The 23,447-nt window shown below is 66.9% G+C and carries 22 protein-coding genes; 10 read left to right on the top strand and 12 right to left on the bottom strand.

Annotated elements, in window-relative coordinates:
* Nucleotides 1-117 precede the first annotated feature (117 nt).
* Both BLU74_RS12235 and BLU74_RS12230 read left to right on the top strand, forming a co-directional pair.
* The gene (locus BLU74_RS12235; RefSeq protein WP_089767629.1) at nt 118-759 is read left to right on the top strand and encodes a Yip1 family protein; all 642 of its coding nucleotides are present in this window, start codon (nt 118-120) and stop codon (nt 757-759) included.
* 380 nt (nt 760-1,139) lie between these two features.
* A complete protein-coding gene (locus BLU74_RS12230) occupies nt 1,140-1,415 on the top strand; it encodes a ribbon-helix-helix protein, CopG family (RefSeq protein WP_089767626.1) in 276 nt (91 codons plus the stop codon).
* A 163-nt stretch (nt 1,416-1,578) separates the two neighbouring features.
* On the opposite strand, the gene BLU74_RS12225 is transcribed toward BLU74_RS12230, so the two are convergent.
* Complete coding sequence (locus tag BLU74_RS12225; RefSeq protein WP_089767623.1) at nt 1,579-2,133, bottom strand: DUF6517 family protein; 555 nt, start codon at nt 2,131-2,133, stop codon at nt 1,579-1,581.
* Nucleotides 2,134-2,769: 636 nt separating this feature from the next.
* Nucleotides 2,770-3,093, bottom strand: coding sequence for a transcription factor S (locus BLU74_RS12220; RefSeq protein WP_089767621.1), 324 nt, complete (start codon nt 3,091-3,093; stop codon nt 2,770-2,772).
* Between the two features lie 101 nt (nt 3,094-3,194).
* Between BLU74_RS12220 and BLU74_RS12215 the strand changes: the two genes are divergently transcribed.
* Nucleotides 3,195-3,713 carry a DUF5797 family protein gene (locus BLU74_RS12215; RefSeq protein ID WP_245705791.1) on the top strand — a complete coding sequence of 173 codons (519 nt, stop codon included), beginning with the start codon at nt 3,195-3,197 and terminating at the stop codon, nt 3,711-3,713.
* A 3-nt stretch (nt 3,714-3,716) separates the two neighbouring features.
* On the opposite strand, the gene BLU74_RS12210 is transcribed toward BLU74_RS12215, so the two are convergent.
* Entirely contained in the window at nt 3,717-4,781 is a 1,065-nt protein-coding gene (locus BLU74_RS12210) for a DUF5787 family protein (protein ID WP_089767619.1), read from the bottom strand.
* An 8-nt stretch (nt 4,782-4,789) separates the two neighbouring features.
* Nucleotides 4,790-5,251 carry a bis(5'-nucleosyl)-tetraphosphatase gene (locus BLU74_RS12205; protein WP_089767617.1) on the bottom strand — a complete coding sequence of 154 codons (462 nt, stop codon included), beginning with the start codon at nt 5,249-5,251 and terminating at the stop codon, nt 4,790-4,792.
* 194 nt (nt 5,252-5,445) lie between these two features.
* On the opposite strand from BLU74_RS12205, the gene BLU74_RS12200 reads away from it, so the two are divergent.
* Nucleotides 5,446-5,778 carry an uS10/mL48 family ribosomal protein gene (locus BLU74_RS12200; RefSeq protein ID WP_089767614.1) on the top strand — a complete coding sequence of 111 codons (333 nt, stop codon included), beginning with the start codon at nt 5,446-5,448 and terminating at the stop codon, nt 5,776-5,778.
* A gap of 115 nt (nt 5,779-5,893) precedes the next feature.
* Here BLU74_RS12200 and BLU74_RS12195 read toward each other — a convergent pair whose 3' ends face one another.
* Together BLU74_RS12195 and BLU74_RS12190 are read right to left on the bottom strand one after the other, a co-directional pair.
* Nucleotides 5,894-6,157: a DUF7513 family protein gene (locus BLU74_RS12195; protein ID WP_089767612.1), complete on the bottom strand. Its 264-nt coding sequence runs from the start codon at nt 6,155-6,157 to the stop codon at nt 5,894-5,896.
* Nucleotides 6,154-7,674 carry a Na+/H+ antiporter NhaC family protein gene (locus BLU74_RS12190; RefSeq protein ID WP_089767828.1) on the bottom strand — a complete coding sequence of 507 codons (1,521 nt, stop codon included), beginning with the start codon at nt 7,672-7,674 and terminating at the stop codon, nt 6,154-6,156. Before BLU74_RS12190 ends, BLU74_RS12195 begins: the two co-directional genes overlap by 4 nt.
* Nucleotides 7,675-7,833: 159 nt before the next feature.
* On the opposite strand from BLU74_RS12190, the gene BLU74_RS12185 reads away from it, so the two are divergent.
* Both BLU74_RS12185 and BLU74_RS12180 read left to right on the top strand, forming a co-directional pair.
* Nucleotides 7,834-9,102 carry an amidohydrolase gene (locus tag BLU74_RS12185; RefSeq protein WP_089767610.1) on the top strand — a complete coding sequence of 423 codons (1,269 nt, stop codon included), beginning with the start codon at nt 7,834-7,836 and terminating at the stop codon, nt 9,100-9,102.
* A gap of 95 nt (nt 9,103-9,197) precedes the next feature.
* Complete coding sequence (locus BLU74_RS12180; protein WP_089767608.1) at nt 9,198-11,525, top strand: DUF7527 domain-containing protein; 2,328 nt, start codon at nt 9,198-9,200, stop codon at nt 11,523-11,525.
* Nucleotides 11,526-11,551: 26 nt separating this feature from the next.
* Here BLU74_RS12180 and BLU74_RS12175 read toward each other — a convergent pair whose 3' ends face one another.
* Complete coding sequence (locus tag BLU74_RS12175) at nt 11,552-11,857, bottom strand: hypothetical protein (protein ID WP_089767606.1); 306 nt, start codon at nt 11,855-11,857, stop codon at nt 11,552-11,554.
* 274 nt (nt 11,858-12,131) lie between these two features.
* On the opposite strand from BLU74_RS12175, the gene BLU74_RS12170 reads away from it, so the two are divergent.
* Entirely contained in the window at nt 12,132-13,457 is a 1,326-nt protein-coding gene (locus tag BLU74_RS12170; RefSeq protein WP_089767603.1) for an adenylosuccinate synthase, read from the top strand.
* Nucleotides 13,458-13,637: 180 nt separating this feature from the next.
* The gene (locus tag BLU74_RS12165; protein ID WP_089767601.1) at nt 13,638-13,826 is read left to right on the top strand and encodes a methytransferase partner Trm112; all 189 of its coding nucleotides are present in this window, start codon (nt 13,638-13,640) and stop codon (nt 13,824-13,826) included.
* A 43-nt stretch (nt 13,827-13,869) separates the two neighbouring features.
* Here BLU74_RS12165 and BLU74_RS12160 read toward each other — a convergent pair whose 3' ends face one another.
* From BLU74_RS12160 to BLU74_RS12150, 3 genes are all read right to left on the bottom strand, one after another.
* Nucleotides 13,870-15,477 (bottom strand): COG1361 S-layer family protein, encoded by a 1,608-nt coding sequence (locus tag BLU74_RS12160; protein ID WP_089767599.1) that lies wholly within the window; start codon nt 15,475-15,477, stop codon nt 13,870-13,872.
* A gap of 174 nt (nt 15,478-15,651) precedes the next feature.
* The gene (locus tag BLU74_RS12155; protein WP_089767597.1) at nt 15,652-16,443 is read right to left on the bottom strand and encodes an ABC transporter permease; all 792 of its coding nucleotides are present in this window, start codon (nt 16,441-16,443) and stop codon (nt 15,652-15,654) included.
* On the bottom strand, nt 16,433-17,320 hold the full coding sequence (locus tag BLU74_RS12150; protein WP_089767594.1) for an ABC transporter ATP-binding protein: 888 nt from the start codon (nt 17,318-17,320) through the stop codon (nt 16,433-16,435). The genes BLU74_RS12155 and BLU74_RS12150 overlap by 11 nt, the downstream gene beginning before the upstream one ends.
* Before the next feature lie 98 nt (nt 17,321-17,418).
* Between BLU74_RS12150 and BLU74_RS12145 the strand changes: the two genes are divergently transcribed.
* The gene (locus BLU74_RS12145; protein ID WP_139175755.1) at nt 17,419-18,108 is read left to right on the top strand and encodes a DUF7524 family protein; all 690 of its coding nucleotides are present in this window, start codon (nt 17,419-17,421) and stop codon (nt 18,106-18,108) included.
* 23 nt (nt 18,109-18,131) lie between these two features.
* On the opposite strand, the gene BLU74_RS19505 is transcribed toward BLU74_RS12145, so the two are convergent.
* A complete protein-coding gene (locus BLU74_RS19505; RefSeq protein ID WP_281241852.1) occupies nt 18,132-18,266 on the bottom strand; it encodes a DUF7128 family protein in 135 nt (44 codons plus the stop codon).
* Between the two features lie 78 nt (nt 18,267-18,344).
* Between BLU74_RS19505 and BLU74_RS12140 the strand changes: the two genes are divergently transcribed.
* Nucleotides 18,345-20,564 (top strand): AAA family ATPase, encoded by a 2,220-nt coding sequence (locus tag BLU74_RS12140; protein ID WP_089767589.1) that lies wholly within the window; start codon nt 18,345-18,347, stop codon nt 20,562-20,564.
* 22 nt (nt 20,565-20,586) lie between these two features.
* On the opposite strand, the gene BLU74_RS12135 is transcribed toward BLU74_RS12140, so the two are convergent.
* The gene (locus BLU74_RS12135; RefSeq protein ID WP_089767587.1) at nt 20,587-23,439 is read right to left on the bottom strand and encodes a DEAD/DEAH box helicase; all 2,853 of its coding nucleotides are present in this window, start codon (nt 23,437-23,439) and stop codon (nt 20,587-20,589) included.
* Nucleotides 23,440-23,447: the final 8 nt, after the last annotated feature.

Here is a 23,447-nt window from a genome sequence, read left to right as displayed (position 1 = left end):
GTCCATCAGTTGCCGGCACCGACCAATCGCCCGTGAGGCCGGGAGCCTACAGTTCCCAAATCAAACGCGAGGCTGTGAAACCGCCGGCTACTTTGTGATTAGGAACAAATTCGAGGTATGCTCTCGGCCCTCCAGCGAGCAGTGACGCAGCCGGCAACGTTCTTTGAGACGGAATCAGAGGATCCGAGTCTGGGGCCACCGGTGGTGGTTGTCGGACTCGTCGCAGTGGCGGGAATCCTCGGATCGATCCCGACGGTTCTCGCGGTCAACCGAGCGCTTCCAGCGGAAGCCGGACTGTTTGCGGCCATCGGCTTCTTGTTCGGCAGCATCACCGCTGTGATCGGTCCGTTCGTGTCGTGGGTGATAGTCGCCACGTTGCTCTTCATCGGCGCAGTGCTGGCGGGCGGCGATGGGGCGTTTCGGGACCTGTTCGCCCTCGCCGGGTGGGGGTTTGCCCCACGAATCGTCGTCCCCCTCGTCGGTGGAGTCGTCGCGTTCCTGCTCCTCTCCGGGACGAACTTCTCTGACCCGCAGCAGGCTCGCAGACTATCTCAAACGGCCACGACTGGGACGCTCGGCCTGGTGTCACAGGGGGTGAACGCGGTGATGTTCATCTGGGCTGGATGGATGTGGACTCACGCGATTGCCTCCACGCAGAACCTCACCACTCGAACCGCCGGGGTCGTCTCCGGTGCTGTCGTCCTCCTCCAGCTCCTGGTTAATCTCGGCCTCTCACTGCTGAGTGCTTCGCTCGTCTGAGTCGAATCCGCATTCGAGCTGTATGCTTGCCGAGTGAACACCTGCTGAACCATAGTTTAGAGCCTTGACACGACAGTTCGAATCGGAAGTGGCGACCATCGGGACAGCCACACGGTACTGGCGATATCAATCGAGCGCTCGGACGGCACCGCTACACGCGCGATGTCGCCGACAGTCAGGTCGTCGAACGCCTCAGCGATACCGGCGAGGATGAAGTATCGGCCCGGACGGACATCGCGCTGCGACAGCGACGCGGGCCGACGGTTCAGAGGCCAGGACTCACAGACGCGAGGGGATCAGGCTCTGGGGGATGCAACGACACCGGCGAATACGTTCGAATACTCGTGATTACTTGGTGATGGCGACCGAGTACGACTGGTGTGAAAGTGACTACCGTACGGCTTCCGGACGACCTCGCCGAAGCAGTCGAGGAGGCCGCCGACGCCTCGGAGCGTAGTCAATCCGAATACATTCGATTCGTGCTGCGTAATCATTTCGATAGTGAACCGAATACAGACGCCGGAGCCGACCGCGTTGCCGAGTTGGAGACGCGCCTCGCGTCGCTCGAAAGCCGGTTCGAGGCCCTCGACCGCACTGGAGCGTCCGACGAACGGATCGACGCGTGGCGGTCTGTCGCCGAGTCCGACGACCGCTAGGGCGACAGTCGCAACGCCGAGTCGTCCGTCCCCTCGGGCCAGCACTATCTCTAATTCTTCAACTGATAGTACGTTTCGGCCTGCCCCTCGTCTCACAGCAGCCTCACCGCACCATCTGCAGTCGGGGCCGGCCGTCACTGCTGTCGAACGCGTCCCCGTCGTCTCATCGGATCGATCGCAGCATCGAGAACAGTTCTTCCCGTCCACGTTCGGGATCGAACGTCTCCGAATCGGGGAGCGACAACGGATACGCACCGCCGCCGAGCAGATACGCGCCGTCGTCGGGCCACACCGCGACGTACGCCTCGACCGGGACGTCGAGGCCGTCGATCCGCACGCTGGCCCGGTATCGCGTCGCGTCGGCCGTCTCTTCGCCCACGTCCAGGCGGTGGTCGTCGGCCCGCTCGATCGCCTCGAACCCGCGCTCACGCAACACGTCCCGGAAACGCGCGTTCGCTCTGTCCGTGACGAGTCGTGTGAGCGACTGCGACACCGACGTCGCCGGGCGGATTCGGAGTCGACTGGCGAAGACGAACCGCCAGGTGGTTTCCGTGCCGGTGACGTCGGCGAGGCGGTCGCGAAGCGCGTCGTCCTCGTAGATCCGGGTCGTCGCGTCGACCGAGACGACGCCGACGTCGAACGGTGTCTGCCGCTCTTCGGAGACCAGACGCCAGTCGTCGGGCACATCCAGTTCGGGCGGCGGGACGTCGCGCGTCACTCCCGATCCTTCGGGTGGTGGCGACTTAATTCGTCGCGGTGGGGCTCAGACAGTCCTCAGCGGACCAGCAGCCGGCTCGTTTCGAGAGTCATAAACCGCTTTTTGCTACATAAAATATCCATAACTCCCGTCGTCGACCGACTACACGGGGGTACAGGACGCACGCAGGTCTGGACGCTGGACGCGCTGACCCCGTTCGGACGGATCCCCGGCTTCCGGTAGGAGGTGCTGGTCCTGTCGCTGGCGATACTCGCCTCGCGCTCGATTCCCGGGTGACTGCCCGACACCGGCCGGATGATCCGCGTGGTAGACCTGGGACGTTCTCGTACTCGGGTTCGCTATGTCTGTCGACGTTCGAGGAGCGCTGAGCAACAGGCCGGACAGCTCCGCCGCAGTGATTCTCGTCTTCGCCAGTTCCGAAGTCGCGTTCACAGTCGCTGTCGCAGTCGCTGTCGTCGGAACGGAGACGGGTCCCTGTTCAGTTGGACGTTCGGCGCGCGTCGGTGTCGCTGATAAGCGCGCTGGGTGTCGTGAGAACCGTACCGAGCGGATAGCGGCAGAAGCGTTGCGGGCGGACTGCAGGACTGCAGACTGTCTTGTGGCCCCGACCGGATCGAGACACTGGCCCTCGACCGTTCAGTGGTCGTCCTCGCGCCACTTGTGCCCGCAGTCTGTACAGGTGAAAAAGCGCGTCTCGGATTCGTCCGCGGAGCGGATTTGCTTCATCTCATAGCGCGCGCGGTCGTGGCCGCACTCCGGGCAGATGACGGTCGTCGTCGGGCCGATCTCGGAGTCGTCGACGTCGGACATATCGACGACCTCGCTCTCCTCGCGGGCGGCCGTCGAGGTCATATGTGCTTCGTCGGCTGTGTCGCGGTCCGCTTCGTTCCCGCAGTTGTTGCAGACCCAGACGTCGCCGTCGGTCTTCATCATCGAGCCGCATTCGTCGCAGAACTCCATAGTACGTCTACCGCCACGCAGAGGCTTGACGGACTTAAACGACCGGGATCGACGCGACGGGATGTTGAAACGACTTTGTACTCGGGGACGAACTGCCGGGTGTGACCACCGATCCAGCCCTCTCCGAAGCGGAGATTTCGCGCCTCGCCGACGTCGTCCGGTTGCAGCCGACGAAGAACAAGGAATTACAGGACGCGTGGGGGATGGAATCCGGCAGCGAGGTCCACCAGTACCTCGAGAACGAACTGGGGGACTACTACTACCGCGACGACAACAGCCTCATTCGGGCGACCCCCGAGGCTGCCGATCTGGTGGACGTCGAACCGGGCGTCGAGGGAGGCGACGGCTCCGACGGCGTTCCCGCGGTAATCCGCGTGCCCGAACTGGAATCGCAGGTGTTCGCGGTCGTCGCCGGTCCTGAGGAGCGGTCCGAGAGCGTCGTCAGCGTTCTGCAGGGGGTTCGCGAAGCGTTCGACGTCGACCCGCCGGTCGAAGACGTCCGGGAGGCGCTCCAGAGCCTCCGCAGGAAGGGCGTCGTCGAGGTGATCTACCGGACGGTCCCGACGTTCCGACTGGCCGCTCCGCGCGAGGAGATCGACATCGAAGTGACGGACTCCTGAAACTCAGCCGCCGTCTCCGCCACCACTCGTCTCGCGTTCCCGTTCGCGGACCCACTCGCGTCGCCCGCGAAGCAACGCCTGGATGCCCGTTCCGGGGCCGCCCTCGATCGGCCACCCGCGGGTGCGCCAGGCTGGCGGCTCAGGCTCGAACGCCGGACACGACCCGGCGCATTCGGCGGCGGTCGGAGATCGGTCCTTGGCCGCGCAGTGCGGGAGCAGCGACCGCCCGAACCGACGGAGTTCGAAGTGTCTGCAGTCCGGTCGCATCGTCTCGACGTACGAGCGCCAGCCGCGTCCGTAGGCCCGCTCGGCGAGCTCGAAGCGACGGCGACGCCGCTCGTCGTCGCCGGGCGCACCGGGGGGCGTCACCTCGCTCGGGAGCCACTCGACCGACGCCGCGGTGCGGGCCGGACCGGCAGCGACGGGACCGTCAGCGGCCCCGTCCCCGCCGGCGCTGTCAGCCTCGTCGAACGAGAACGCGAGGATCCCGACGTCGACCGGGAAGTCCGCCAAGAGCGCCGGTTCGATACGCTCGCCGGTCGCCTCCGTGGCGACCCAGACCTCGTCGGCCAGTCCGGTCTCGACGTCGTGGGCGACCTGATCGGCGAGCGCTCGCGCGGCCGACGCGTCCAGATCGGGTTTGTTCTCGATGGCGACGAGTCGATGCAGCCAGTCGGGATACGGCGCGATGCGTCTGATCTCGATCCGGTTGCCCTGGCGGCGCGTCTCGACGACGTCGCGGTCGGCCGCGCGGTGGACCGCAGCGCGAACATAGCGCCACGGATAGCCCGGATCCGGGAGCGCGTCGCGGTACCACGCCCACTCGGCGGGCGCGTGGCGAACGACGTGCAACAGGTCCGAATCGAGTTCACGCGGGCCGAATCGCTGACGGGCCGCGAGTCCCGCAGGGTCGCATTCGAGAACGACTGTATCCCAGCGCCGCTGCTGCGTACCGAGTTGACGCGCGACCACGACGGCGTGCTCGCGGTCGCCCGTCGGCGGCCACGACAGCTCCGCCCAGCGACAGACGGACAGTTCGAATCCGAACTCCGCAGTTCCGGGGGACACGCCGCCGCCTACGCGAGGTACTTCCCTTCCTCGCCCTCACCGCTCTCGGCGGCGAGTTGGTCGAGGTATTCGTGGGCCTGCTCGAAGATCTCGCGCGGACCGTCCTGCGTGATCGTGTTGAGCGCCTGCTCGTAGTCGCGCCACTGCAGGTCGCGGTGCTCGTTCGAGAGTTCCGCACTGGCCTCGAACGAGCGCGCGATGAACAGGTGGACCGTCTTGTGAATCGTCTTCCCGTTCGCCTCGAAGACGTAGTCGTACTCCTCGCGGAACCCGTCGATGAGGCGGAAATCGTCGATTCCCGCCTCCTCTTTCACTTCCCTGATAGCCGTCTGCTGGAGCTCCTCTTCGCCCTCGACCCCGCCTTTGGGGAACTCCCAGTCCCCCGGTCGGCTCTTCAGGAGCAAATACTCCCGTTCGCCGCGGGTGTCGCGGAAGAGGATGGCTCCAGCGCTTACCGCTTCCACTGTCATTAGGTGGATAAACCGGGTAGGGAGTTAAGAGACTATCGGACGTTCGAGGCCGGCAGACCCCCGTCGGAGCCCCGAACTCGGCTCGCCCACCGGCCGGTGGACGCACTGTCGTCCCCTCCTGTCACGAGGGCTCACGCGCCCGATAGATGTGTTTTTACGGCTCGGCGTCGATGTGTCAGTAACTCAGCCTCACGATGACTTTCGTCACAAAACTACACTTTCAGTCGGGGAACCGATACGAACTGGAGTCCGCGGTCTCCGACCTCAAGTCGATGATCGAACGCAAGGGCGCCGAGTGCAAGGGCCCCCACGCCGACCCGCCCGAGCGGATCACCGTCCCGCAGTACCGACAACTCCAGCCGGGCGACGAGTTCTCCTCGTGGGACTACACGGTCTACTCCCGGCAACTGGAGATCCACGGCAACGACCACATCGCCCGCGAGGTCGGCCACATGGAGTTCCCGGAGAGCCTCCACATCGAGATCGAAGTCGAACAGAAGAAGCCGCTCGGCCACCGGCGCGACTGACGTCATCACCCCCGGCGATCACGACTGACCCCGTCTCTTCTCCAGCCTCCGACGCCTGCGGCTGACGGCTTCACGCCTCCAGACGTCACACCCGAAGACCGTCCGATCGACGCCCTCACTCGGCTTCTTCGAGGACGTCGACGACTCGGGCGGTCCCGCGGTGCGTTCGCGCGTCGAACGACTCGATCTCGATCTGCACTTTCGCGTCGAGCAGCGACGGGTCCGCGTCGGGGAGTTCCAGCACCGTATCGCCGACGCGGACGAGGAGGCCGTCGTCGCCGCGGCCGGTCACGAACGCCGGGACCTCGTCGCCGACCTCGAAGGCCGGCGTCGACGTGCGGAAGGTGAGGCCGGCGAACAGACTCTCGAAGCGGCTCATACGCGACTCACCTCCTCACTCGCCCGATCGGAGACGTACTCCCGGCCGTAGCCGGTCCACGCCGCAAGCAGGAAGACGGCGACGAGGAACCACCCGTGGAAGACGAACGGGAAGACCGAGGCGGGGTTGACGACCATCGCCTGGGTGAACCACTCGTACTGCTCGGGGAGTCGCTGCATCGCGGAGAACCCCGCGAGCAGGCCGCCGCCCCACGGGAAGATGTAGCCCAGCGCCGACGTGTTGGCGTCGAGGATATTCGCCCGGCGGTACCCGTTGATGTTGAATCGGCGGCCGAGCGTTCGGATGTATGGCGCGATCGCGATCTCCGCGGCGGTGTTGATCGTGATCATCGCGTTCACGAGCGCCGTCCCGACCACCATCGTCGTCTCGGCACGCCGAACCGTGGTGGCGACGCGCTCGAGGAGGAACTCCTGGATCGCCTCGAAGCCGCCGCCGCGTTGCATCACCTGCGCGGCCGCGACGATCAGGAGGACGAGCACGATCAGCGGGAAGAAGCCGACCGCGCCCGTATAGAGGCTCCCCGAGACGGCCGCGTTGCCCGGGTCGACGGGAACCACGAGTGCGCCGATGACCGGGACCGCGTCCAGCGCTTGCACGATACCCGACGTCCGGGGTGCCTCGAAGGCGACGATCGCGGACGCCTCCGCGAGACCCAGCACCAAGTTGAGCACGACCGAGAGGATGATCCCCCACGAGATGGCTTCGACGATGTGGCGGCCGCGGACCGCAGTGACGATCACGACGCCGATCGAGAGCAGGTGGACTAATCCGAGCGCGGTCCCCGCCCCCCCGGCGCTGCCGACGTCGACGGGCGTCCCCTGCATCGTCTGTCCGGCGAACAGGTATGCGGCAAACGCGAAGACGGCCGCGACGATCGCGTACTTGAATCGCGACGCGACGACACCGCCGATGTCGGCGTTCTGCGTCACCGCGGAGACGATCGTGGTGTCGCTGACGGGCGCGAGGTTGTCGCCGAAGACCGCTCCGGAGAGGATCGCGCCGAACAGGAGCACCGGGGCAGCCCCGATCGCGACGCCCGCGGGGAAGACCAGGGCGGTGAACGCGATAGCGGTGCCGTATCCGGTGCCGATCCCCGTCGCCAGGAGCGCCGCGAGCACGAACGTCACAGCGGGAAACAGCCCGGCCCCGACCTGCGCGACGTCGGCCGCCCAGACCAGCCCGTCCACGAACCCACCGGCCTGGATCGTCTCGGCGAACATCCCGGCCCACAGCCAGGCAACGATCGCCGTCGCGGCGACTCGCTGGGTCATTCCGTCGAAGAGGACGTCCGCGTAGACCTTCCAGGCCCCGCGAACGAAGAACATCCCGACGATCAGTCCCAGCAGGATTCCCACGATGAGGCCGCTCGTATCCCCGATTCCGAGGAGTCCGCTCTGGACGATGGCCCAGACGATGAAGAAGCCGATCGGGATCGCGCTGGCGGCGCGACCGCCGTAGAATCGAAGCGTCGTCGACTCGTCACTCGTATCACTCATCGCGCGGAGGATCACGATCCCTCCCGATAAACCGACCGATACTGGGCCGGGGTGAGTGAAGGTGACTCACTCGAACGCGCGAGCGCGACCGCACGATGTCGGTTCGCGTGACCCGTCGTAGCCGACGCGATTTTATTGGGTGACTGCCCAGAGGGAGATATGACCGCCGCCGACCTCGTGGCACTCCGTCGCGACCTGCACCGGCATCCCGAACCCGCGTGGCGCGAGTTCTACACCACCGCCCGGATCGTCGACGAACTGGAGACGCGCGACATCGACGCGCTCTACGTCGGGAGCGAAGTCCTCGGAGACGACCGCGCTGGTGTCCCCGACGAAGACGAACGCGACGCCTGGCGCGAGCGCGCTCGCGAGGCGGGCGCTCGCGAGGATATCCTCAACCGCCTCGACGGCGGGCAGACGGGCGCAGTCGCGGTCGCAGAGCGGGGCGAGGGGCCGACCGTGGGACTGCGGGTCGACATCGATGCGCTCCCGATCACCGAGTCCGACGACGACACGCACGCACCCGCGGCGGGGGGCTTCCGCTCGGAGAACGAGGGGTATATGCACGCCTGCGGCCACGACGCCCACGCGACGATCGGGCTCGGCGTCCTCGATGCGGTGCTGGAGAGTGACTTCGAGGGGACGCTGAAGGTGTTCTTCCAGCCCGGCGAGGAGCGGATCGTCGGCGGCGAACCGATGGCGAACTCCGGCCACCTCGACGACGTGGACTACCTGCTGGCCGTCCACGTCGGCCTCGATCATCCATCGGGCGAGGTCGTCGCCGGGATCGACGGCTTCCTCGCCGTCTCGCAGTTCGCGGCCGAGTTCACCGGGTCACCAGCGCACGCGGGGGCGCGCCCCGAGGCCGGCGATAACGCGATGCAGGCGGCCGCGACAGCGATCGAGAACCTCTACGGGATTCCGCGGCACGGGGACGGTCCGACCCGGGTCAACGTCGGTGTGATCGAGGGCGGGACCGCGACGAACATCGTCCCAGAGCGGGTCCGAATCGAGGGAGAGGTACGCGGTGAGACGACAGAACTGATGGAGTACATGGATACGAAGGCGGAACGAGTGCTCGAGTCAGCAGCCGAGATGCACGGCTGTACGGTCGAGCGCACGCCCGCGGGGCGGGCCCCCTCGGCTGAGAGCGACCCCGAACTCCGCGATCTCGTCTCGTCGGTCGCGAGCGAGACGACGGGCGTGACGTCCGTCGTCGAAAACGACCATCTCGGCGGGAGCGAAGACGCGACGTTCCTGATGCGCCGCGTGCAGGAACAGGGCGGAAAGGCCGCATACGTCGGGGTGGGGACGGATCACCCGGGCGGCCACCACACCGAGACGTTCGACGTCGACGAGTCGAGCATCGGCGTCGGGATCGACGTCCTCGCGAGCGCCGTCGTCGCACTCGGTGACCGGGCGGCCTGACGCCGAGTAGTGGGTGCCGCGCGCCCTGAGAGGAGCGCAGCGGGAGGTCGAACCTCCGGAAAGTATTTGATGCGGATTCAGTGATACACATAGGGATGAACAGTCGTACTATCGACGTGGTGACCGATTGGGAGACGGTCGCCGCGCCGGACGGATACGAGGGGCTCCACCAGCTTTCGGAATCGGAGTTTAGCGGGGCCGTCTCCGCCGGGACGACGTGGGCCTTCTTCTTGAACGGCCGGATCGTCGGGGTGTTCGAGGGGAAGATCGAGGACTTCGAGGACGCACAGTTCACTGCGTACCGCGCCGCCGATCCCAGCCTGCCACTGCTTTTCTCGATGCAGGAGCGCGGCGGCGAGACGCGGGCGAACTACTACACCAACAAGACGCCGCTCTCGGACGCGGATCAGACGCTGTCGAGCGGCGGGTTCACGGGCTACATCGAACTGTCGGAGAACGTGCTCTCGGGGGACTACTACGTCGTCTACCACGGCGGGAAGTCGATGAGTGCCGCCTTCGTAGGCAGTTCCGAACGGCTCATCACGGGGGACGAGGCGTTCGAGCGCGCCGCCGACGAGGTCGGGATCTACGAGGTCACAGACGTCGACGTGGAACTGACCGAGATTCCGGACCACTCGGATCCGGAATCCGATCCGGCGGCCGACCCCACCTCCGAGGAGGACGCCAGCAGCGGAGACGACGCGGAACAGTCCGGCGACGACGCGGGACAGACAGCCTCCGAAGACGCCGCGGTAGCCGATCCCGACGCGGGAATGACAGAAGGGCCCGACACCGGCTCCGACGCAGGAGTGACAGAAGGGCCCGACACCGGCTCCGACGCAGGAGTGACAGAAGGGCCCGACACCGGCTCCGACGTGGACGGACCAGCCGAGGACGACGCCGTAACGGCCCGCGAAACTTCCGATCAGCCCGACTCTCCCGAATCCGACGACGGGGGAGTCGCGGCCGAAGATCCGGTGTCGGCCGACGCCGACGAGGAGCCGTCTGGGGAGGCGGAGGCGACGACCGATACCGAGTCGGTGGCGGCCACGACACAGGCGTCGGCGGCCGAGGTCGCGGACTCCACCGACGCGACCACTCCGGACGAGCCCGAGACGGACCGGACAGATCCTCCCCCGACAGACGACCCGAACGAGCCCCAGGTCGATGCAGCCGACCCAGAGGAGTCGGCAGCGGCGGACGCCGACGGTGCAGACGGCGTGTTCTCCGACGAGGCGCGCTGGCGGGAGGCGCAGACGATCCCGTCGCTGGACCCGAGTGAGTCGAGTGGCGAGGCCCGGGCCCAGGACGATGGCGCGGACGCCGACCAGCACTCGGCCCGCGAGGCCACGGCACAGATGACACAGCGCCAGCCGGCAGCGCGGACGCGGGAGCGTACGGCGTCCGGCCGAGAGCAACGCCGGAGTCGCAGTCGGTCCGACTCCGAGGAGTCGCCGGAAGCCGATCGCCTCCGAAAGCGACTCTCGCGGGCGAGAGACCGGATCGAAGCGCTCGAAACCGAACGCGACGAGCTCGCCGCGACCCGGGACCAACAGCAGGAGCGCATCGACAAACTGGAAGCCGAACTCGACGAGCAGCGGACGCTCGTCGCAGACCTCGAAGCCGAGCGAGACGAACTCCAGGCGGAAATCGACCGTCTGGAAGCCGTAGGAGCAGGCGTCGAGGAGGCGGTCGGAACCGACACGGAGACGATGCCGCCCGAGCGCGCACTCGCTGGGACGAATCTCTTCGTGCGATACGACCGAAAGAGCGAGGCGACGCTCGAACACGCCCACGACGGCGAATCGACCCGAGAGGACGTCAGCGCCAACCTCCGTCTCGAACACCACACCACCTTCGAGACCGACGGCCTCGTCGTCGACGATCGCCCCTACGAGGAGTTCCTCCGAGACACGACAGAGTACTCGTTTGCCGAGTGGGTCGTGATCGACCTGCTCTACGAGATCGGCGAGACGGGCAACCGCTCGTCGCTGAGCGGCGTCTTCGATGCGATTCCGGAGATCGACCGGATCGAACTCGACGGATCTGTCGGGATCGAGGGCGACGAGGGCGTCGAGCAGCGCGACTTCGACGTGATCTTCCGAGATCAGATGGGCGATCCCCTCTTCGTCGCCGACATCAACGCTTCCCGCAACGCGACCACCGAGGCGATGGTGAGTTCGCTCGTCGAGAACGCCAAGACGATCGCCGAAAGCGAAGAGTCGTTGGCTTCGGGCTTCTACGTCACCGAGTCGTTCTACGAGCCGGGCGCGCTGGAGACCGTCGCAGGGGCCACCGGCGGAGGGTTGCTCTCCCGTTCGAACAAGCTCTCGTACGTCAAACAGTCGCGAAAACGCGGCTATCACCTCTGCTTAGTCGAGGCCCGAAACGGCGAATTCCACCTGAACGTTCCGGATCTATAGCGACGGAGACGAATCCGATACAGCGTTCAGTTTTCGACTTCGACGGTCTCTTCGATCTTCATCTCGTCGAGTTTGTCGACGATCTGATCGAGTTTCTCGTCGAGTTCGTCGACGAATTCAGCGGTCTGCTCGGTCGTGATGGCACCCTGACTGGACGGCTCGATGAGGTTCTCTTCTTCGAGGACGCGGAGGGAGTAGCGGACCTTGTGATGGGGGTAGCCCGTCTCGTTCGACATCTTGACGATGCCGATGGGTTCGCTCTCGATAACCATTCTCAGGACCTGTAAGTGGCGTTCAAGCATATCCACTTCTTTTTCGAGTCGGTCTATCATGTCATCTGTTAACTTGTCTGGTCGGGATTTAAACCTTGCCCTCCGGACGCCGAACCGCGAGACAGTGGACAGGTGGAAGTAGGCCGGTCCGCGTAATTAATCTTGTTAACGGGAGCCGTAGACGGCCCCTCCGATCCCGCTCGATCGAGCCGTGGCTCTCGCAAACTCGCAATCGAAACCCGGGCGTTGCACCCGATCAAGCGGCGTCACGAGGGTTTAGGTCGCTGCGCGACGGACCGTAATGGGTTTCACCGCCGGCGCAGAAGCGGCACGTATGACCGTCACGATTGTCGGCTCCCAGCTGGGCGACGAGGGCAAAGGCGCGCTCGTCGACCTGTGGGGAGGCGACGCCGACGTGGTCGCCCGGTATCAGGGCGGCGACAACGCCGGCCACACCGTCGTCCAAGACGGCGATGAGTACAAGCTATCGCTGGTCCCGAGCGGGGCCGTCCGCGACAAGGTCGGCGTCCTCGGAAACGGCTGTGTCGTCAACCCGAAGACGCTGTTCTCGGAGATCGACGAATTGCGCGAGCGCGGGCTCGATCCTGACGTTCGCGTGGCTCGGCGCGCACACGTCATTATGCCGTATCACCGCGTCCTCGACGGAATCGAAGAGGAGGCGAAGTCGGATTCCGATCTCGACGCCGGCACGACCGGTCGCGGCATCGGCCCGACGTACGAGGACAAAGTGGGCCGTCGCGGCATCCGAATCGGAGACCTTCTCGATCCAGCGGTGCTCCGCGATCGATTGGAGTACGTGGTCCCGCAGAAGCGCGCGCTCGCCGAGGACGTCTTCGGCGTCGAGGCGGGCGAGGAGTTCGACGTCGACGCTGTCTACGAAACGTACCGAGAGATCGGCGAGCGCCTCGAGCGCGAGTCGATGACCGTCAACGCCGGCGAGTTCCTCAGTTCGCACGTCGACGCCGGCGAGAACGTGCTGTTCGAGGGCGCACAGGGAACCTCGATCGACATCGATCACGGCATCTATCCCTACGTGACCTCCTCGAATCCGACCGCTGGCGGTGCGGCTACCGGCACCGGCGTCGGGCCGACTGTCGTCGGCCGCGGCGAGATCGTCGGCATCGTGAAGGCGTATCTCTCTCGCGTCGGAACGGGACCGCTCCCGACCGAACTGACCGGTGACGACGAGGAGCTAGCGGACTACATTCGCGAGAAGGGCGGCGAGTTCGGGACTGTCACCGGCCGTCCCCGACGCATCGGCTGGCTGGACGTGCCGATGCTGCGGCACGCCGCGCGCGCAAACGGCTTCACCGGCATCGCCGTGAACCACATCGACGTGCTCGCGGGACTCGACGAAGTGAAAGTGGGCCACTCCTACGATCTCGACGGCGAGGAACTCCTGTCGATGCCCGCGACGACCGAGCGCTGGGGCCGCTGTGAGCCGAACCTCCGCGAGTTCGAGCCGTGGCCGGAGGTCGACTGGAGCGAAGTCGCCGCCGAGGGGTACGACGCGATCCCCGAGAACGCCCGCACGTATCTCGAGTACCTCGCCGATGCGGTCGACGCCCCCATCTACGCCATCGGCGTCGGTCCCGACCGCGCACAGACGATCGAACGACAGAATCCCTTCGAGCAGTAAGGCGAGCAGCCGGCACACCCGTTCTCGAACCGATCCCGCGTCGACGTGCCGGACGACCGCAACCCGACGCGGGGCATTCGTCAGATCACAGAGTCGGTGATCCCCCCTTCGGTGATAAACCTCCGGCGCAGTCACCGGGAACCCGTAGTCTTTTCACCGCCGCTCGCCACCTATCGACCGATGAAAGAGTCACTGATGGACATCCTCTGTGACCCCCTCGACAAGAGCGACCTCGAACTCGAGGTCGACGAACGCGACGGCGACGAGATCATCGAAGGGCGACTCATCGGAACCGTCACGGGCGAAGTCTACCCCATCGAGGACGGCATCCCGAACCTCCTGCCCCCGGATATGCGCGACGAGGACTGATCCGGATTCGAGTCTCGGCCAGAGAGCGTCTCCGCCGACGGCGTCATCGGCGGCGGAGCCACCACCACCCCCCGATCATCGCGACCACGGCGACGAGCGCCCCGATCGCGAGGAGAGTCGTGTCACTCGCACGCTGCTCGGCGGCGACCGACACCGGCACGACGAACGTGTCGACGGTGATCCGCTCCCCGTCGGGCCGCTCGGCGGTGACGGTGACCGCAATCGACGAGCGAGTCGCCACCCCGTCTTCTGAGACCGTGAGCCCGAACGCCAGCGTCTCGGTCTCGCCGGGGTCGAGCTGATCGACGTACGCGAGCCGCGACTCCGTCGAGAACGGCGGTTCGGTCTCCAATCGCGCCCTGAGGTTCGACAGCGCGACGTCCTCCGTGTTCTCGACGCGAACGGCCAACCGGTTGTCCGTATCGATGCCGAACGTCGCATTCTGCGCGGCGAGTCGGAGCCAGTCTCGCTCGGGATCCACCGACACCGTCGGTGTGAGCGGATCGCTCCGGTGGCGCGTCCCCTGGGGGTCGCGGTAGCGGACCGAGAGATTCAGCTGTCGGTCTCCCGCCGAGGCCGCTGATCCCACGTCGACGTCGAAGGTGAACGACCGGCTCTCACCGGGGTCGAGGCGGCCCACCGACGCCGCGCGGTCGGTCGCCGTCACCGAGCCGGCGGACCGGAAGACGACGACTGCGTCGTCAACGGCGATCGGTCCCTCGTTGCGGATCTCACCACGGATCGTCCCGGGTTCGTCGACGTGGAGTTCCGCCGAGAGGTTCCCCACCGAGAAGGAGGTCTCCGGACGGGCCTGCAGCCCCGCGTTCAGCGGTCGCGACATGTGCTCGACGCCCGCGACGCCGGTGAATGCGACGGTCCCGTTGAGGGGATACTGCCGTGACACGGCGTCGCCAGCGACGGTCGCCCGGAACTCGAAAGTGCGGTTCTCGCCGGGCGCCCAGGTCCCGGCGAAGGCGTCCGATCGATCCGCTCCGCTGCCGAACGTCACCTCATCGTCAGACGAATGCACCCGAAGCGTCGCCGCGCGCGCCGGGGCCGTTCCCGTGTTCCGGACCGTGATCGAAACCGGACCGTCGCCGCTGACCCGCGCGGCCGAGTCGACGTCGACGATAGCGAACTGCGCGCGGTCCCTGACGATCACCGAGACGGCGAGCGTCTCGCGCCGGTCGACGTAGCGGTACTCGGGACCGTCAGTCCCGGACCCGTAGTCGACAGACGGCGCGTAGCTGTACCGGACCCGGACCGGGATCCGGTAGGTACCCGGCGGCGTGTCTTCGGGGATCGTCAGCGAGAGCGGAATCGGACCGGACGTGCCCTCGGGAACGTTGCCAACGGGATAGGTCCCGGTGTTGACCTCGATCGGCGTCTCACTGTCCCGCGCGGTGAGCCGTACGGCCCGCGCAGTCGTCACCCGCGCGACGAGCCCGTCCGGCCCCGACTCCTGGAGTCGACCCTCGTTGGAGACGTACACCGGGAGTTCGACGTCGGTACCCGGCGCGACCTCGTTCGCGGGCGCCTGCAGAGAGATGTCGGGCGATCCAGTGACCTGATCGGCAGCCACGACGGCCGGAGTGACGCCCGCAAGAGCGATCAGGACGGCCATCACGAGGACCACAAACCGTTCGCTCATCGATCCGGTCCCTCGCGTTCGTGCCGACGGGGAGCCGCGAAAGGCTGGACGGAGCTGAATCGATGGACGGCGTGTGCGGGCATTGCTCGGCACAGACACCGCCATCCAGTGTAAAATTATGGGTCAGGTTACATATCTGGCCCCAAGCCCGAAACGCGGTGGCGCGGAAGTGCGTCAGACGTCTCGGGACTGAAATACGAGTAAGCTGGCGAAGAGCAAGAGCAACGCGACTGCGAGAAGGAACACCGCGTCGCCGATGCGGATCGTCTCTTCGAGGAGGACCTCCGTGGGATCCACGTACCGGGTGGGACTCACGCGTCCGAGCCACTCGTAGTCCGTGCCGGCAGTGACCGAGTCGAGCAGGAACAGCAGGAATATGATCGCGATGCCGCCCAGCTGGGCCGTGTTGCCGCGACTGAAGGCAATCGAGAGGACCTGACCGATGCCGAGACAGACCAGATGATAGGGGATCGAGACGGCGTGCACCGCCAGGAGGTAGGCCGGATCGATGGGGTAATCGATGAGGATGGTCGTGCCGAAGACGACGAGCGGAAGTACCAGATTGAGTACGACGAGCGGCGTGAGCAGCGCGAGGGTCTTCTCGACGAGAAGGCGGGCCCGGGAGATCGGCGTTGCGAGCACCAGGTACAGCCGCTTGGACTCGATGTCGCCGGCGAAAGCGCCACCGGCAGTGTAGGCCATATACAGCCCCAGGAGGAGAATCCACAGAAACTGATACAGTTCCGCGGCGACGAAGCCCTCGATGGACGAGTACGCTTCGATGCCGAGCCCCTGACGGACCGATTCGGGAAAGGCCTGAATCAGCGCGTCGATGTCGGCGCTCGACTCCGCGATCGACGGGTAGAGATAGACTACGAGCACCGCGAACGCGGCCAGAATACTCGTCAACGCGACAGACCCACGGATGCGTCGACGGGCTTCATAGCGCGTCGTGTCAAGTCCCATGTTCGTCCCCGTAGAAGTGCAGAAAGACCTCCTCGATGGGCGGTTCTTCGATCTCGACGTCGATCACATGGTGGGTCGTGAGTTCGTCGAAGAGCACGTCGTAGTCGCCGGTGAACGTGAACTGGACCTCTCGACCCTCGGTCTCGAACTCGACGATACCGTCGAGATCGAGGTCGGCCGCTCGCAGGGGCGTGTCCGTGTGGATGCGGATGCGCTTGCCGCCCCGCTGAAGCAGTTCTTCGACATTCTCGACGGTGATCAGTCGCCCCTGACGAATGATACCGACGCGGTCGCAGACGCGCCGGACCTCGCCGAGGACGTGCGAGGAGAAGAAGACCGTCTTGCCGTCGTCGCGCTCGCCCCGGAGGAACCGATTAAACGCCTCCTGTTTCAGCGGATCCAGGCCCGACGTCGGTTCGTCCATCACCACGAGGTCGGGATCGTGCATAAACGCCTGGACGATCCCGAGCATCTGCTTGTTCCCCGTGGAGTATTCGCGGATCTTCCGGTCGAGCGGCGGCGTGAACAGTCCGAGGAGTTCCTCGCGCCGCGGATCGCCCTTGAGTCGGGCGTGGTAGTCCAAGAATTCGGCGCCCGTCACGCTCCCGTCGAACGCGGGTTCGCCCGGGAGGAATCCGATCCGATCTTTCACCGACTGGAGCGCGGCCTCGTCTCTGACATCCGCGCCGAGAACCGTCGCGGTGCCCTCAGTGGGCGCGTGAAAGCCGAGTAGCTGTCGGATCGTCGTCGATTTTCCGGAGCCGTTCGGGCCGAGGTAGCCGAATATCTCGCCGCGTTCGACTGCGAATTCCAGGTGGTCGTTCGCGAGCGTCTCGCCGTAGCGTTTGGTCAGCCCCTGGACCTCGACCGTGGCCATCGTGGGTCCGGGTACACCGCAGGGCCTAATAAATCATCGTCGCGTCCGGACCGCCACCCACCTGAACGCTTTTACTCGTCCGCTACGTCAGTCGGGTCGTGTCAGAGTCGCTTCGGGTGGCACTGAACGAGGGGGCAGTCCACGCGATCGACGCGCCCGACGAGGCGACGGTCCGCGGCCCGTTCCACGTCGTCTTAGCGAATCGCGGTGGGCCGGTTCACGTTCACCTCCACTTCGACGACGACCTCTCGGCGGTCGCGCGGATCGACGAAACGAACCACTACGTCGAGGGCGGCGAGACGAGCCGGATTCCGATCGGGGTCGTCCCGGAACACGCGCCGGCGCGTGGCGTCCTCGAAATCGTCACGGGGTACGGCGCGGAGACGACCCGCGTCGACCTCACGTTCGTCGACGACGGTCCGACCACCGCCGACGACGGCGCCGAGGAGACAGTGGCCAGCGAAGCCAGCGCGGCCGCCACCCACACCGGGGCGTCGGGCAGCGGCGGAACCGCGAACCGAAATCGTAGTCGGCAGGCCCGTCAACGATCGCGTCCGACGCGTTCGAGCCGCGGGACGGCGACGTTCTTCGATGATACGGCGTCGACACTTCTCGCACAGATCGGGCTCGACTCTCGAGAAAGACTGGCGTTCCTCGGCGTGGTTGCGGTTGCGCTCGTCGTCGGACTCGCCGTGATCACCGCGGTCGGCGAGATCCTGCTCTCACTCCTCGTCGTCGCGATCGTCACGGCGGCTGTCGCGATCGCGGGCTGGCTCCTCATCGAGTGACGGAGAGACCGGCCGCAGCCCGCTCACTGGAGATACGACGGCTCCTCGGCGCTGCAGTTCTCCTCGTGGGTCTTCGCTTCCGTCTCGTCTTCGAGCAACAGGCCGCACTCCTCACACTCGTACCACGTTTGACCGTCCCGTTCGACGGTGTTCACCATACGCTGTGAGAAGGTGGCGTCCGGCAAAACGCTTCCCCCGCGGGCAAGACAAAAGACCGACCGCGCCGAACGTACCGTATGAACGCGGACGAGGGCCTCGAACTCGTCGTTCGGGGCGCCGAAAAGCGGGACGCCGGCCGCGGGATCGCACGACTCCCCGAGGCGGCGCGGCGGCGACTGGGCGTACTCAGTGGGGACACCGTCGTCGTCGAGGGCGAGCGCGAGACGGTCGCGAAGGTGTGGCCGGCGGGTGGCGGCGTCGCGGAGAACGTCGTCCTCGTCGACGCCGACACGCGGACGAACGCGGGCGCGAAGATCGACGGGACCGTCCGCGTCCGCAAGGTCGACGTCGAGGAAGCCCGGTCGGTGACGCTGTCGATGCCGGACGACGTCGCCTTCGCGGACGACGACCGTGCCGTCGAACTCATCAAACGCGCGATCCGCGACCGGCCGATCCAGCCGGGCGGCCAGATCCACTTCGAGTCGCTGAGCGAATCCCCGTTCGTCGTGAGCGAGACGACCCCCGCGGGTCGCGTCCGGGTGACAGACGCCACGAAACTCCGTCTCGAACGGGACGGGACGCTGAGTCGCGTCGTGTCGGCGGTCGCCGGAAGCGGCCGCGATGGCGGTGCCGCGGGTGGGCCGACCGGCTCGGCGTCCGGCGGGGGCTCCGGGGGCGACGTCGGTGGATCAGAGCCGGGACCGACAGTCACCTACGAGGACATCGGCGGTCTCGACGAGGAGTTGGACCTCGTCCGCGAGATGATCGAACTCCCGCTCTCGCGGCCGGAGGTGTTCGCCCACCTCGGGATCGACCCGCCGAAGGGCGTGTTGCTCCACGGGCCACCGGGGACGGGCAAGACCCTGATCGCGAAGGCCGTCGCCAGCGAGGTCGATGCGACCTTCGTCGACGTCTCCGGGCCGGAGATAATGTCGAAGTACAAGGGCGAATCCGAGGAGAAGCTCCGAGAGAAGTTCCAGACGGCCAGGGAGAACGCGCCGGCGATCGTCTTCTTCGACGAGATCGACTCGATTGCGGGGAAGCGAGACGACGGCGGGGACGTCGAGAACCGAGTCGTCGGCCAGTTGCTCTCGCTGATGGACGGGCTGGACGCCCGCGGCGACGTCGTCGTCATCGGCGCGACAAACCGCGTCGACACGCTCGACCCGGCGCTTCGGCGGGGCGGTCGCTTCGACCGCGAGATCGAGATCGGCGTGCCGAACGAACAGGGCCGCCGAGAGATCCTCGAGGTCCACACCCGGCGGATGCCGCTCGCCGACGACGTCGACGTCGAGCGCCTGGCGAGTCGAACCCACGGCTTCGTCGGCGCCGATCTGGAGTCGCTGACGACCGAGGCGGCGATGAACGCCCTCCGTCGCGGGCGGAAGGAGCACGTCGAGGCACCGATCACGGATCTCGAGGTCACGCGCGCAGACGTCGAGGCCGCGATGGCCGCGGTCGAGCCGTCGGCGATGCGAGAGTACGTCGCCGAGTCGCCCACGACGACGTTCGACGACGTCGGTGGCCTCGAAGACGCCAAGCGGACGCTCGAGCGCGCCGTGACGTGGCCGCTGACCTACGGCCCGCTGTTCGAGGCGGCGAAGACCGAGCCGCCGACGGGGGTGCTCCTCCACGGCCCGCCGGGCACGGGCAAGACGTTGCTCGCGCGCGCCATCGCCGGCGAGAGCGGCGTCAACTTCGTCCAGGTGGCGGGCCCCGAACTCTTAGATCGCTACGTTGGCGAATCAGAGAAGGCCGTCCGTGAGGTGTTCGAGCGGGCGCGACAGGCCGCGCCGGCGATCGTCTTCTTCGACGAGATCGACGCGGTCGCGACCGACCGCGACGCCGCAGGCGGCGACTCCGGCGTCGGCGAGCGCGTGGTCTCACAGCTCCTGACCGAACTCGACCGGCTGGCCGATCATCCCAACCTCGTCGTGCTCGCGGCGACGAACCGGAAGGCGGCACTCGATCCCGCGCTGCTCCGCCCCGGTCGCCTCGAGTCACACGTCGCGGTACCGGCCCCCGACCGAGCCGCCAGGCGTGAGATCATCGACGTTCATCTCGACGGCAAGCCCCTCGGCGAGGACGTCGACCGCGACGCCCTCGCGCGGGAGTTAGAGGGGTACTCGGGCGCGGACGTCGCCGCCGTGGTCCGCGAGGCGGCGATGCGCGCGATCGAGGACGTCGCGGCCGCCTACGAGGGGGCCGCCGCGAACGAGCACGCCGACGAAGTGCTGATCGAACGCCGGCACGTCGAGGCGGCCGTCGACGCAGTCGGCCCCTCCGAGGAAGCGTGATCGGCACCCACGAGCCCACCCGTCAGTCCCAGAACGACTGCGTCCGGGCGTACTGCCGCTCCTGTTCGAGGATGTCGCGGTAGAAGTCGGCCTCGTCCTCGCGGAGTTTCGCGATGATCCGCGCGGCGGTCTGCGGGCCGACGCCACGGGCCGCCAGCGCGATCACGGCCTGCTTACCGTGGCTCTGGACCAGGCTCGCTGACCGATACGCGCGCTCGACCAGTCGCTCCGCCTCGTCATCGCGGTCGGCGGCGTCGGCACGGACCGCCGCCACGGTCTCTTCGTCCCAGGGGTTCAGACAGGCGATCCGGGTCGCACCGCACTCGGGACACTCGGGCTGGTCGCGGACGCGACGCACCTTCGTCTTGTGTTCCCAGTCGGAACAGTGCAGACACAGCAGTCGAACGCGATCGTTCCTGATCCGCTCTTTGACGGCCTCGATCACGCTGGCGTCGGCGTTCTCTGGGACCAGTAACTCGCGACCGCTCGAGCGGCCGCCCGTCCCGATCGGGGTCCGCTCGCGAGCGGTCGCGAGCGTCACCGCGTCGCCCTGCAGCCCCGCGAGGAGGTCGGCCGCCGCCTCGACGGCGAGATCGACGTGGAACACCTCGCGGACGGCCTCGTCGTAGACGGGCGTGTCTTCGAGCGCGGCCAGTAGCCGGTCGGCCCCGAAGCGGTCCCGACCCTGATAGCGCTTGAGCGCGCCGAACTTCGCGGCGACCTGAGCGAGCGTGAACTTCAGCGCGTCCGAGTTCTGCAGCGCGAGTTCGAGGACGGCCTCGACGTGTGCGGGATCGGTCGTCTCCAGCACGTCCGTGACGTCGGTGACCGACGCGCGGGTCGGCACTTCGAGTTCGATCCGATAGGGACTGACCTCCATCCCGACCGAGGAGCCGGTCCGCTGGCCGACGAGTGCGGCGAGCACCCGCCCCAGCGTCTCGTTGATCCGGTGGCCGTAACAGCTGTTCAGGACGACCGTGCGGGCTTGCCCCTCGGCGACGAGTCGCTCGGCCGTCGGGACCGGGAGGTCGGCGTCGACCTGTCGCTCGATCGGGTCTAGCGCCGCTTCGAGCGTGTCGCTGTCGGTCGGATAGCGGTGCCGGAGGTCGCGAGCGACCGACTCGCGGGAGGCTCCCCCTCCGAACTGCTCGGCGGCGACGCCGCGGATCTCACCGACCTCGCGCGCGACGTGTTGCGGGACCGGGATCTCCGAGCCGGTCCAGGAGGGGACCTCGCCGCTTGGGTCCTCGATCGGGGTGACGTTGACCCGCGCCTCCTCGTCGTCGATGTCGTTGATGCGCCACATCTCGCCGCGCTGGATGAACGCGGCCCCCGGTTCGGCGAAGTTGACGACGAAGCGCTCGTCAAGCGTGCCGATCTGGCCCCGCGAGGAGATGTCGTGGACCTCGTAGGTCTCCTCGTCGGGAATCATCGAGAGGTTGGCGTAGAAGTACTGCCAGGTCCCGCCGGATTTCTCGAGTCGGTCGGCGTCTTCCTCCAGCCAGAGGAGCCGGTTCTTCGAGAGTTCGCGGACGACCTCGCGGAACGTCGCTTCCTCCAGATCAGCGAAGGGGTAGGCCGCGGTCACGATCTCGTACGCCCGCCGCGCCGACACCTCGCCCTCGTCCATCACGACGCCGACGATCTGGTTTGCGACGGTGTCGAGACTGGCGTGGTGGATCCGCGCGGGCTCGACCTCCCCGGCCTCGGCGCGGCGAGCGATCGCGAGGGCTTCCAGCGTGTCGTCGGGTTCGGCGGTGACGAGCGTGCCGCGGGACACCTCGTCGCGGCGGTGGCCCGCGCGGCCCACACGCTGGAGGAGCCGGGAAACTTCGCGGGGGCTACCGTACTGGACGACGTGGTCGACGCGGCCGACGTCGATGCCGAGTTCCATCGACGACGTGCAGACGAGGGCGTCGAGATCGCCGGCCTTGAACCGGTCCTCGACGTTGATCCGGACGTCCTTCGAGAGCGATCCGTGGTGGACTTCGATGGGTTCACCGAGCGTCTTGAACCGGGAGCCGAGCGCCTCGGCGGTCTGCCGGGTGTTGACGAACACTAGGGTAGACTCGTGCTCGCGGACGAGGTCACGGATGACTCTGACGTGGCTCGCGATCTCCGCGTCGGTCGCGAGTTCGCCGGCCAGACGTTCGTCCGCGGCCGTCACCTCGGGGTGCGTGACGGTGAAGGAGACGTCGCTACCGACGTCGACTTCGACGATCTCGAACCCCCTGTCGCCGGTGAGGAACTTCCCGACTTCCTCGGGCGATCCGACCGTCGCCGAGAGCCCGATTCGCTGGAACGGCCCCGCGAGTGCTCGGAGGCGTTCGAGCCCGATCGTCAGTTGCGCGCCGCGCTTTGCAGAGGCGAGTTCGTGGACCTCGTCGACGACGACGTGGCGGACGTCCGAAAGCGCGCGCCGGAGTTTCTTCCCGGTCAACATCGCCTGCAGCGTCTCGGGGGTCGTCACGAGCACGTCCGGGGGGTCGTCGGCCTGTTTGCCACGCTGGTACTGGGTCGTGTCGCCGTGACGGACGTCGATCTCAACGTCCAGCGTCTCGCCCCACCACTCCAGCCGCTGGCGCATATCGCGGTTCAGCGCGCGCAGGGGCGTGATGTAGAGCGCCGAGAGCCCCTGTCGGGACTCGTCGTCGGCGCGAACGATCGCGTCGAAGACTGGCAACATCGCCGTCTCGGTCTTGCCGGTGCCGGTGGGCGCGATCACCAGGGCGTCGTCGCCGGCAGCGAGGGGCGGAATCGCGCGGCGCTGTGGCTCGGTCGGGGTCTCGAACCCGCGCTCGGAGAGCGCAGCGCGTACGGCGTCGCCGAGGGCTGTGAAGGCGTCCATTCCCCGCGCGGCGGTGCCGTCCGACATCGACGGTA

Source organism: Halobellus clavatus (assembly GCF_900107195.1).
Classification (GTDB): Archaea; Halobacteriota; Halobacteria; order Halobacteriales; family Haloferacaceae; genus Haloquadratum; species Haloquadratum clavatum.
This window is presented reverse-complemented; position numbering and strand designations above follow the sequence as displayed.